The following is an 11,093-nucleotide window of genomic DNA, read 5'->3' on the forward strand; positions in this document are numbered from 1 at the left end:
AATATCAGTAGTGCGGGGGCGGTGGTTCATCGGCAGCATCGGCATACAACGTCGTGCGTACCTTGCCCAGGTCATCAAGTAAGTGGCGCAGCAGATCAGCATTGCGTGAGCCCTGCATGCGGGCATCAGCCAATGCTTCGCTCATCTCCGCCAGCGCGTGCTCCTGGAAAGAGACACGCATCTCCAGCTCAACCAAGCGTGCTTCCAGCGCCTGTTCGCGCTGCTCGGAAGTTGACTCATGCATGTACGGAACGTCCTCGACCAATGCCGTAATACGCCAGGCCTGCGGCTTCGATTTCAGCCGGGTCGTAGAGGTTACGGCCATCAAATACCACTGCATCACCAAGCGCTTCGCGCATGCGCGCAAAGTCCGGGCTGCGGAACTGCTTCCACTCGGTGACTACCACCAGAGCGTCCGCATCATGCAGCGCTGCAAATGCGGAGTCACAGAACACCAGGTCCTCGCGCTCACCAAAAACGCGACGGGCTTCGTCCATGGCTTCTGGATCAAACACCTGCACCTTGGCGCCGGCTTCCCACAACTGCGCCAATACACGCCGGCTCGGTGCCTCGCGCATATCGTCGGTGTTCGGTTTGAATGCCAGGCCCCACACGGCGAAGGTCTTGCCGCGCACGCCTTCGTCCTCACCGCGGTCGTAATGCCGCTGGATCAGCTCGAACAGATGGCCCTTCTGGGCGGCGTTTACCGCCTCAACCGCATTGAGCAGCTGTGGCTGGTGGCCATGCTGGGCAGCCGTACGCGCCAAAGCCTGCACGTCCTTGGGGAAACAGGAGCCGCCATAGCCGGCGCCGGGATAAATGAAATGCCAGCCGATGCGTGGGTCAGAGCCCATGCCCTGGCGCACCTGCTCGATATCGGCGCCTACGCGCTCGGCGATATTGGCAATTTCATTCATGAAACTGATCTTGGTCGCCAACATCGCATTGGCGGCGTACTTGGTCAGTTCGGCCGAACGCACGTCCATTTCCACAACACGGTCGCGGTTGCGGTTGAACGGCGAATACAGCCGCCGCAACACCGCCACTGCATGGGCGTTGCTGGCACCAATGACAATGCGATCCGGGCGCATGCAATCTGCGACCGCATCGCCTTCTTTCAGGAATTCGGGGTTGGAGACCACATCGAAGGCGATCTCCTGGCCGCGCACTGCCAGCTCTTCAGCAATGGCAGCACGAACCTTGTCAGCGGTACCTACCGGCACCGTCGACTTGTTGACCACTACCGTGGGCCGCGCCAGATGGCGGCCGATGGTGCGGGCCACCGCCAGCACGTACTGCAGGTCGGCGCTCCCGTCTTCATCCGGCGGCGTACCGACCGCGATGAAGATCACTTCACCGTGGTCGATGGCCTTCGCCGCGTCGGTGGTGAAGGCCAAGCGCCCGGAGGCGTGGTTGGCCTTTACCATCGGCTCCAGGCCAGGTTCGTAGATCGGGATGATGCCCCGCTCCAGACCGTCGACCTTGGCCTGGTCGATATCGACGCAGACCACATCGTGCCCTACTTCCGCCAAGCAGGTCCCGGTAACGAGACCCACATAGCCGGTTCCGAAAATAGCTACACGCATGGTTGCGCCTACTCCGTACTCAGCCTTACGGCATGATGCCCAGCAACTCGACGTCGAAGCTCAACGTCGCATTCGGACCGATCGGGCCACCCTGGGTGCCGGCTTCGCCGTAAGCCAGTTCGCCCGGAATCCAGAAGCGGTACTTGGAACCGACCGGCATCAGCGCCACGCCCTCAGTCCAGCCCTTGATGACCTGGTCCAGACCAAAATCAACCGGCTGACCGCGCTGGTAGCTGCTGTCGAACACTTCGCCGTTGAGCAGTTTGCCTTCGTAGTTCACACGCACGCGGCTGCTGGCCATCGGGCGCTCGCCGCTACCGGCGCGGATCACCTGATACTGCAGGCCCGAAGCGGTGGTCACCACGCCCGGCTGGGTCTTGTTCTTGGCGAGGAAGGCATTGCCTTCTTCACGGTTGGTCTGAGCGGCCTTGCCGGCCTCAGCCTTCATTTCAGCTTCCTTGGTGGCGCTGAATGCCTGCAGCACGCCCTGGGCCTGCTCGTGGGTCATCAGCGGGGTGCCCTTGGCGAACACGGTGCTGATGGCCTGGAACACGGAATTCAGATCAATATCATTCTTGATGCGTGCCAGCGACGGACCAACGGCAAAGCTGCCCAGCATCAGGCCGACCTTTTCGCGGTCAACCGACGGCGGTGCACTGCCCGGTGCCATGCCCGGAACCTGCTGGCCCGAACGGGCCATCATCACGGTGCGCAGCGCCTGATCGGTCTTCTGCGCATCTTCCTGCGACAACAGCGGCTGGCCGCCAGCAAAGGCGTTCTCAACAGCGCGGCGCATTGCGGCCACGTCTACTTCCGAGGCAACCGGCTCAAACGAGCTGGCAACGTCGATGCCGATGGCGTAACCAATCTTTTCACGATCCGAGGTCAAAACAGACTTCTCCTTGGTCGCCGCCGCAGCGGCAGGTTGTTGCGAAAAAACGACCCCGGGGGCCGCCATCGCCAAAATCAGAAGCGACGCAACCGCGCCACGCTTTCCCATCTTCATTCGCTGCATTCCTGGAAGTGAACAAACGCCACCGGCGGCGCGAGGGGCGATATTGTCGCACGCGCGCCGCAGATGTCGAGGCGCGTCAGCGCTGTGGTGCCGCTGCGGCCAGCGCGCGATCGATTGCCGCACGCAGTTCCGGGTCATCCGGCTTCACCTTGCTTGGAAACTGCGCCAGCACGCGCCCATCGCGGGAAATCAGATATTTATGAAAGTTCCAGCCCGGTGCAACGCCACTGAGGCGGGTCAGGTCCTGGTACAGCGGCGTTGCCTCCGGTCCAATCACATGCACTTTCTCGAACATGGGGAACTTCACCCCATAAGTAAGTGTGCAGAACTCCTGGATCTGCGCCTCGCTGCCCGGCTCCTGGCCTTTGAAATCATTGGACGGGAAGCCCAATACGGCAAAACCACGCGGTGACAACTCCTGTTGCAATGCCTCCAGGCCCTCGTACTGCGGGGTGAATCCGCACTTGGAGGCCGTATTCACTACCAACAACACCTTGCCGCCATACGCGCGATTCAGGTTCACCTCGTCTTTTCCGGCCAGAGAACGGAAATTACGGTCCAGCAGCGGGCCTGCCGCCGCATCCATGGCGCCCCCGACACCCGCAACAAAAGCAATTGAAATCAATAAATTACGAATACTCACTGGATTCTCCTGGGCGCTGCAAGCAGGTTTGTAACGTCATATGCCATCAGTTGGGTAGGAAGCAGTTGCATGTCGGCGTGTCGGTGTTATAGTTGCATACAACACCAGCCACCCTACACAGGGGCCTCATGAACACCAAGCACGGCAGACACGCTCTCCACGCACTGATGGTCACAGGCACCTTGCTGTTGCTGGGCTGCTCTACCTCCCTCGGCAACGGCCTTGCCGATGCCAAGGATTATGCAGCCCAGGTGGGCGGTGATGGGCAGGATGCCGAGGAAACCCCCAAAGCGAAACGACCGGCCCGCCGTATGCGGACCAGCCTTTCGATGCCTTACTTTTCTTTCGCACAGCTGAATTCGCGGAGCTGACCCATGAGCGATATCCAGTGGAGCGATGGCGCTCCCATTTACCGCCAGCTGAAGGATCGCGTGATCGCGATGATGCTGGACGGGATCCTGAAGCCGGGCGACGCCCTACCCTCGGTACGCCAGGTGGCGGCCGAGTACCAATTGAACCCGATCACCGTCTCGCGCGCCTACCAGGAGTTGGCCGACGAGAACCTGGTCGAGAAGCGCCGTGGCCTTGGTATGTTCATGACCGAGGAGGCCGCACAGAAGCTGCGCGGCAACGAGCGTGATCGTTTTCTCAATGACGAATGGCCGGCCGTGCTGGAGCGCATCCAACGCCTGGGCCTGACCATGAAAGATTTGCTGCCACCGGGGACCACTCTATGAACGCCGCCGTCGAAGCCGTCGTTTCCGCCAAGGGCCTGCGCAAGGCCTACAAGCAGAAGCCAGCGCTGGACAACACCAGCTTCACCATCGAACCGGGCCGTATCGTCGGCCTGATTGGCCCCAACGGTGCCGGCAAGACCACGGCCCTCAAAGCCCTGCTCGGCCTGACCTCGTTCGACGGCGACCTGCAGGTACTGGGTATGGACCCACGCAGTCAGCGCGATGAGCTGATGAATGATGTCTGCTTCATCGCCGACGTAGCGGTGCTGCCGCGTTGGTTGCGGGTCAAGGAGGCAATCGACTTTGTTGCAGGCGTGCATCCGCGCTTTGACCGCGCCCGCTGCGAGCGCTTTCTGGCCAACACCAAGCTCAGTTCCAAGCAGCGCGTACGGGAGATGTCCAAGGGCATGGTGGTACAGCTGCACCTTGCCCTGGTGATGGCCATCGACGCCAAGATCCTAGTGCTGGACGAGCCCACCTTGGGCCTGGACATCATGTACCGCAAGGAGTTCTACCAGCGCCTGCTGGAGGATTACTTCGACGAGCAGAAGACCATCATCATCACCACCCACCAGGTGGAGGAGATCGAGCACATCCTGACCGATGTGCTGTTCATCCGCGATGGCTCGATCGTTCTGTCCTCCGACATGGAAGCGCTCGCCGAGCGTTACACCGAACTGCTGGCCTCGGCCGACACGCTGCAGGCCGCCCGCACCCTTGGCCCGATCGAAGAGCGCGCCCTGCCATTCGGCAAGACCGTGCTGCTGTTTGACGGCGCCAACCGCAACCAACTTGCCGCCATGGGCGAAATCCGCACCCCCGGCCTGGCCGACCTGTTCGTGGCCACCATGAAGGGAACCTACGCATGAACGCCGCTCACCACATCACCCCGCTCGGCAAGTTCAAATGGCTGCTCAAGCGTGAGTACTGGGAAAACCGGGGCGGCTTTGTCTGGGCCCAGGTCATCACCGGCGGCATCGCAATCCTGTTCGCCATCATCGGCGCACTGATTGGCGTGTTCGCCGCCCGCAACTCAGACGGCATCAACCACATGGGCGATGCCGGTGAGTACCTCAAGGCGATGGGCGCGTTCGGCGATGGCCTACTGCTGGCAGGCATCTTCCTGGCCTCATTGATCCTGGCCTTCGTGGTGTTCTTCTACGCACTGGGCAGCCTCTACGACGACCGCCGTGACCGCAGCGTGCTGTTCTGGAAATCGCTACCGGTATCCGACACCCAGACCGTGCTATCCAAGGCATTGTGGGCGCTGGTGTTGGCACCGCTGATCGCGATGGCTATTGGCCTGGCTGTCGGTCTGGTGCTTTGGGTGGTCGCCATGCTGGGCGCGGCCGGTGCTGGCGCCACCAGCCCCTGGGCCATCGCCACCCACTCCCACCCGTTCCGTATCCTGGGCCTGGTCCTCAGCACCCTGCCGGTAAGTCTGCTCTGGGCGCTGCCGACCGTGGGCTGGCTGATGTTCTGCTCGGCGCTGGTACGCACCAAGCCGTTCCTGTGGGCGGTGCTCATCCCGCTGCTGGCCTGCACCATGATCAGCATCCTCGGCGCCATGCCGGGCGTGAAGCTGCCGCTGGGCTGGATCTGGTACACCGTTGCCTACCGCGGCCTGCTCAGCGTGTTCCCGTCATCGTGGCTGCCACGCGGGCTGACTGACACCAACATCAATGGCGAAAACCTGCAGACTCCAGCCGATCTGGTGCAGTGGCTGCTACAACACCACAGCCTGAGCAAGGTATTGTCCAATCCTGACATCTGGATCGGCGCTGTGATCGGTATCGCCCTGATCGTGGCCTCTGTTTACCTGCGCCGCCGTCGCGACGACATCTGACCCTTGATCAGGAGAGTGTTCATGCACAAGACGTTTGTAATGGCCGCGTTGCTGGCTGCGCCGGGCGCAGCCTTCGCCAGCCAACCCTGCGCGTTTACCGCACCGCAGTCGCTGAACCTGGACCTGGGCGGCAGCAAGACCGTGATGTTCGAAGTGAACAGCCACGATCTGCGCTTGCAAGCCAGCCCCGGCGCAAGGGCCGCGCTCAGCGGGCGTGGATGCGCTTCCAGCCAGGAACTGTTGGACCAGCTCTCGCTCAGCCAGCGCAAGGTTGGCGACAAGCTGGTGGTGACGCTGGAACGCCGCAACCAAGGGCTGAACATCAACATGGGTCACACCTACGCCTATCTGGACCTGACCGGCAGCCTGCCGGACGACGTTCTGGTGCAGCTCAAGGTGGGCTCTGGTGACGCCTCGCTGGCCGGCGCACAGAGCATGAGCGCCGACGTGGGTTCGGGCGATGTCAGTGCGCGTGACATCAAGGGCCTGGCCACGGCGGCCGTGGGTTCAGGCGATGTCGAGTTCCACAACATCGGTTCGCTATACCTGCTGTCGGTTGGCTCGGGCGATGCCAAGGCCAATGGCGTTCGCGGCAACGCACGGGTCGGGAGTGTTGGCTCCGGCGATGTCGAACTGCAGGGCGTGCAAGGCGCGGTGACGATTGAAAGCATCGGCTCGGGCGATGTCGATGTACGTGACAGCCGTGGCGCGGTGAGCCTGGGCTCGCTGGGTTCGGGCGACCTGGACGTCCGTGGCGCCGCCAGCCTCAAGGTGGACCGCCTCGGCAGCGGCTCGGTGAACCATTCGGGCATCAGCGGCAGCGTCGACCTACCCAAAAAGCGCTAACTCCTTCCAATCGCAACGGAACGCACACCATGAAGATCCTCAACGCATCCCTGCTCGCCTTGGCACTGGCAATCCCGTTGGCCGCCTGCGGCGAAAAGCCAGCGGCCAATGGAACGAGCACCGATACCACCGTTGGCGCCAAAGTCCGCGAGGCCACCGATAAGGCCCGCAAGGAAATGGCCGAGGGCAATATCAGCATCGGCTCCGATGGCGCCAAGGTGGAGGTCACTCCGACCGGCGACCTGCTGATCAATGGCACATCCATCCCGCTCAACGACAGCCAGCGCGCCATCACCCTGCGCTACCGCGCGCAGACTATCGGCATCGCCGAAGCCGGCATCGATATCGGCGTGCAAGGTGCAAACCTGGGCGCGAAGGCTGCCGGCGAAGCAATCAAGGGCATCTTCTCCGGCAACTCCGAGCAGATCGAACAACGCATCAATGCCGAAGCGGACAAGATCAAGGCCAGTGCAGCCAAGCTCTGCGACCAGTTGCCCGCTCTGCTGGCCACCCAGCAGCAACTGGCTGCGGCCGTGCCTGAGTTCAAGCCGTACGCAAAGATGGACCAGGGTGATATCGACGATTGCCGCAACGGCAACGGCAATGTCCAGATCCCCTGATCCGGGGGCCTGACCTGCACTCTGGCGGGGGGCGGTAGAATGACCGCCCCCGTCGTTGTTGCCCCGCTGCCATGAAAAGACTGTTGTTGCTGATCCTCGTTGCCTTCGCCACCCTCGCGACCGGCTGTGACCGTGAGAAGTACGCCGAGCACCGCAGCGAGCGCAGCAAGCCCAAGACCGAAGTCACCCTGGAGCGCATCGCCATCCGCCGCGCACCCTACCCCAACCTGGATATCCTGCCGGACGGCCGTTTGCGCGTGGATGACATCGTCATTCCCTTGAATGCCGAGCAGCAGGCAATGCTGCAGACCAGCTTCGTCAAACTGCAGATCCTGCGCCAGAACACCTTGGTGGATGCCGACCCGGCACTGGCACAGGAGCGCACGCTGCCGCTGCAGATTCCGGAAGGCCAATCACCGTTCCCGCCGGACCTGGCGCAGCAGATTCCCGAGTTCGAAAGGTATGGCGAAGCCCTGGCCAACCTGCGCGCATTGCGCTGAGCCCTGTAGTGCCGACCCATGGTCGGCAGAGGCTTTACCGGCAATACCTGAAAGCTGCCCTCACCCCAACCCCTCTCCCGTACACGGGAGAGGGGCTCAAGCCGCGATGCCGACCATGGGTCGGCGCCACGCCCCTCAATGGTCGTGGATGCCACCCAAGGTCAGCGCCGCCGGGTCCAGCAGACGCTTCAACTCGGCCTCGGACAAACCACTGTCCTCCAGCGCCACTTCCAGCACCGGACGCTGCTCCTTGTAGGCGCGCTTGGCAATCGCCGCCGCCTTTTCATAGCCGATGATCGGGTTCAGTGCAGTCACCAGGATGGGATTGCGCGCCAAGGCCTCACGCACCCGCTCCTGCTTGACCACCAGACCCACGAACACCTTGTCGGCCAGCAGCGTCATCACGTTGGACAGCAGCTGGATCGAATCCAGCAGATTGGCCGCGATCAGCGGCAGCGCCACGTTCAATTGGAAGTTGCCGGTCTGCCCGGCCACGGTGATCGCCGCATGGTGACCAATCACCTGCGCAGCCACCATCACCGTTGCCTCCGGAATCACCGGGTTGACCTTGCCCGGCATGATCGAGCTGCCCGGCTGCAGGGCCGGCAGTTCCAGCTCGCCCAAGCCAGCCAGCGGGCCGGAATTCATCCAGCGCAGGTCATTGGCGATCTTGATCAGGGCCACCGCCAGTGCATTGAGCTGGCCTGACAACTCCACCGCGTCGTCCTGCGCGGCCAGACCTTCAAACTTGTTGGCCGCACTCTCAAACTTGACCCCGGTACTGAGCGACAGTGCCCGCGCCACCTTGCCGCCAAAGCGTGGATCGGCGTTGATACCGGTGCCGATCGCGGTGCCGCCCAGCGGCAAGCGGCGCAGGCGCTTCAAGGCATCCTCGATGCGTCCTTCGGCCGAGGCCAGCTGTGCCGACCAGGCACCGAATTCCTGGGCGAAGGTCAGCGGCATCGCGTCCATCAGGTGGGTGCGGCCGGTCTTGACGATCTTGCCCAAGGTACGGGCGCGCTTGTCGATGGTCTTGCGCAGGTGCTTTAGCGCCGGCAGCAGCGATTCCACCACTTCGAGCTGGGCCGAGACGCGGATGGCGGTCGGGATCACGTCATTGGAGCTCTGCCCCAAATTGACGTGATCGTTGGGATGCACCGCAGTCTTGCCGGCCTTGCCACCGTGGTTGGCCAGCGTGGCGATGACCTCGTTGGCATTCATGTTCGACGAGGTGCCCGAACCAGTCTGGTAGACATCGATCGGGAACTGGCTGTCGTGTGCGCCAATGGCCACTTCGGTCGCCGCCGACTGGATCGCCTTGCCCACGCCCTTCGGCAGCAGCCCAAGACCGGTGTTCACCTCAGCGGCAGCGCCCTTGATCAGACCTAGCGCCCGAATGAAGGCGCGCGGCATGCGCTGCCCGGAGATCGGGAAATTCTCGACCGCGCGCTGGGTCTGCGCGCCCCACAGGGCCTCAGCGGGCACCTGCAGCTCGCCCATGCTGTCGTGTTCGGTCCGGAAACCACTTTTGGAAACCTTGCTCATCATCTACTCCGCACTTCTTCATTGGGGGGAAAGGAAGCTGCGGCTGGCAATGGGCAGGCTTCCCTGGCTGGCGGCTGCGCACACCATACCCGTCATATGCGGCAATGGCACCTGCGGCCGACGGGATTCAATGGCCCGCCAGCGGCCGTTGCCCCGGCAGCGTAGAATATGCGCCCCCGCCACTGCCCAACCGCCTGCCGCCATGACGGATACGTCCCGCCAAGAAGCCGCCCTGCTCGCCCTGTCCCCGCTTGATGGCCGTTATGCCGGCAAGGTCGACGCATTGCGCCCGATCTTCTCCGAGTACGGCCTGATCAAGGCCCGCGTCAAGGTCGAGATCGAATGGCTGCTGGCGCTGGGCGCCGAGCCGGGCATCACCGAGCTGGCCGACTTCTCGGCCGCTGGCAAGGCCAAGCTGCATGCACTGGCCGATGGCTTCTCGGTTGAGAACGCCGCCCGCGTCAAGGAAATCGAGCGCACCACCAACCACGACGTCAAGGCCGTGGAGTACTTCATCAAGGAACAGCTCAAGGACGACGCCGAGCTGGCGCCGGCCTTGGAGTTCGTGCATTTCGCCTGCACCAGCGAGGACATCAACAACCTGTCCTACGGCCTGATGCTGGCTGAAGCCCGCGCGAAGGTGATCCTGCCCGGTTACAGCGGCATCGCCGCCTCGCTGCGCACGCTGGCTCATGCCCAGGCGGAACAGCCGATGCTGTCGCGCACCCACGGCCAGACCGCCTCGCCGACCACCTTGGGCAAGGAACTGGCCAACGTCGTCGCCCGCCTGGAACGGCAGATCCGCCAGATCGGCGCGGTCGAGCTGACCGGCAAGATCAATGGCGCCGTCGGCAACTACAACGCCCACGTCGTGTCCTACCCGAACATCGACTGGCCGGCCTTCGCCGAGCGCTTCGTCACCTCGCTGGGCCTGGTGTTCAACCCGTACACCACGCAGATCGAGCCGCACGACAACGTCGCCGAGATCGGTGACGCCGCACGCCGCGCCAACACCATCCTGATCGACCTGTCGCGCGACATCTGGGGCTATATCTCGCTGGGCTACTTCAAGCAGAAGCTCAAGGAAGGCGAAGTTGGCTCCTCGACCATGCCGCACAAGGTCAACCCGATCGATTTCGAAAATGCCGAAGGCAACTTCGGAATCGGCAATGCATTGTTCGAGCATTTCAGTGCCAAGCTGCCGATCAGCCGCTGGCAGCGCGACCTGACCGACTCCACCGTACTGCGCGCCGTCGGTACCGCCTTCGGCCACAGCCAGGTGGGCCTGGAATCGCTGGCCAAGGGCCTGGGCAAGCTGACCGTGAACCCGGAGCGCCTGGACGCCGATCTGGACGCCGCCTGGGAAGTGCTGGCCGAAGCCGTACAGACGGTGATGCGCCGCCACGGCCTGCCGAATCCGTATGAGCAGCTCAAAGCACTGACCCGCGGTCATGGCATCACTGCTGATTCGATGCGCGAGTTCATCGAAACCCTGGAGCTGCCGGCCGACGCCAAGCAGCGCCTGCGTGAGCTGACCCCGGGTGGGTATGCGGGTTTGGCAGCAGATCTGGCCAAGGCGATCTGAACCGCAGAAATGCTGGATGTTTGAAGCCCTTCTCCCGTTCACGGGAGAAGGGTTGGGATGAGGGCAAGCTTCTGGATGTAGTGGCGCGGGGCCGGGGGCGGCCGCAGGGGGGCGGGAGCACCCCCACGCCCAGCCTGCAAGCGCAGCAGGGAGTGGTGGGTATTTGACCA

Annotated in this window: 13 protein-coding genes; 8 read left to right on the top strand and 5 right to left on the bottom strand. The window is 63.0% G+C overall.

Annotated elements, in window-relative coordinates; all coding sequences use genetic code 11:
- Positions 1-4: 4 nt before the first annotated feature.
- The 4 genes from ACVOLR_RS10625 to ACVOLR_RS10640 form a co-directional block, all read right to left on the bottom strand.
- Entirely contained in the window at positions 5-244 is a 240-nt protein-coding gene (locus tag ACVOLR_RS10625) for a SlyX family protein (protein WP_481513831.1), read from the bottom strand.
- Entirely contained in the window at positions 237-1,586 is a 1,350-nt protein-coding gene (locus tag ACVOLR_RS10630) for a UDP-glucose dehydrogenase family protein (RefSeq protein WP_481536381.1), read from the bottom strand. Before ACVOLR_RS10630 ends, ACVOLR_RS10625 begins: the two co-directional genes overlap by 8 nt.
- Before the next feature lie 25 nt (positions 1,587-1,611).
- Positions 1,612-2,592, bottom strand: a complete 981-nt coding sequence (locus ACVOLR_RS10635; RefSeq protein WP_481536382.1) for an FKBP-type peptidyl-prolyl cis-trans isomerase N-terminal domain-containing protein — start codon at positions 2,590-2,592, stop codon at positions 1,612-1,614.
- A gap of 85 nt (positions 2,593-2,677) precedes the next feature.
- Positions 2,678-3,187: a glutathione peroxidase gene (locus ACVOLR_RS10640; protein ID WP_481536390.1), complete on the bottom strand. Its 510-nt coding sequence runs from the start codon at positions 3,185-3,187 to the stop codon at positions 2,678-2,680.
- A 185-nt stretch (positions 3,188-3,372) separates the two neighbouring features.
- On the opposite strand from ACVOLR_RS10640, the gene ACVOLR_RS10645 reads away from it, so the two are divergent.
- From ACVOLR_RS10645 to ACVOLR_RS10675, 7 genes are all read left to right on the top strand, one after another.
- Positions 3,373-3,615: a hypothetical protein gene (locus tag ACVOLR_RS10645; protein ID WP_481532337.1), complete on the top strand. Its 243-nt coding sequence runs from the start codon at positions 3,373-3,375 to the stop codon at positions 3,613-3,615.
- Positions 3,616-3,618: 3 nt separating this feature from the next.
- Entirely contained in the window at positions 3,619-3,981 is a 363-nt protein-coding gene (locus ACVOLR_RS10650; RefSeq protein WP_062166162.1) for a GntR family transcriptional regulator, read from the top strand.
- A complete protein-coding gene (locus tag ACVOLR_RS10655; RefSeq protein WP_481536383.1) occupies positions 3,978-4,850 on the top strand; it encodes an ABC transporter ATP-binding protein in 873 nt (290 codons plus the stop codon). Before ACVOLR_RS10650 ends, ACVOLR_RS10655 begins: the two co-directional genes overlap by 4 nt.
- Entirely contained in the window at positions 4,847-5,827 is a 981-nt protein-coding gene (locus ACVOLR_RS10660) for an ABC transporter permease (protein ID WP_481536384.1), read from the top strand. The genes ACVOLR_RS10655 and ACVOLR_RS10660 overlap by 4 nt, the downstream gene beginning before the upstream one ends.
- Positions 5,828-5,848: 21 nt before the next feature.
- Positions 5,849-6,673 (top strand): DUF4097 family beta strand repeat-containing protein, encoded by an 825-nt coding sequence (locus tag ACVOLR_RS10665; RefSeq protein ID WP_481536385.1) that lies wholly within the window; start codon positions 5,849-5,851, stop codon positions 6,671-6,673.
- A 29-nt stretch (positions 6,674-6,702) separates the two neighbouring features.
- Positions 6,703-7,293, top strand: coding sequence for a DUF2884 family protein (locus tag ACVOLR_RS10670; RefSeq protein WP_481536386.1), 591 nt, complete (start codon positions 6,703-6,705; stop codon positions 7,291-7,293).
- A 71-nt stretch (positions 7,294-7,364) separates the two neighbouring features.
- Positions 7,365-7,793 (top strand): hypothetical protein, encoded by a 429-nt coding sequence (locus tag ACVOLR_RS10675; RefSeq protein WP_481536387.1) that lies wholly within the window; start codon positions 7,365-7,367, stop codon positions 7,791-7,793.
- A gap of 135 nt (positions 7,794-7,928) precedes the next feature.
- Here the strand turns inward: ACVOLR_RS10675 and ACVOLR_RS10680 are convergent, their stop codons facing one another.
- Positions 7,929-9,338, bottom strand: coding sequence for a class II fumarate hydratase (locus tag ACVOLR_RS10680; protein WP_303746643.1), 1,410 nt, complete (start codon positions 9,336-9,338; stop codon positions 7,929-7,931).
- A 202-nt stretch (positions 9,339-9,540) separates the two neighbouring features.
- Here ACVOLR_RS10680 and purB point away from each other — a divergent pair, with 202 nt between their 5' ends.
- The gene (gene purB / locus ACVOLR_RS10685; protein ID WP_481536388.1) at positions 9,541-10,923 is read left to right on the top strand and encodes an adenylosuccinate lyase; all 1,383 of its coding nucleotides are present in this window, start codon (positions 9,541-9,543) and stop codon (positions 10,921-10,923) included.
- The last annotated feature ends 170 nt before the right edge of the window (positions 10,924-11,093 follow it).

It is taken from the genome of Stenotrophomonas sp. STEN030, assembly GCF_056759995.1.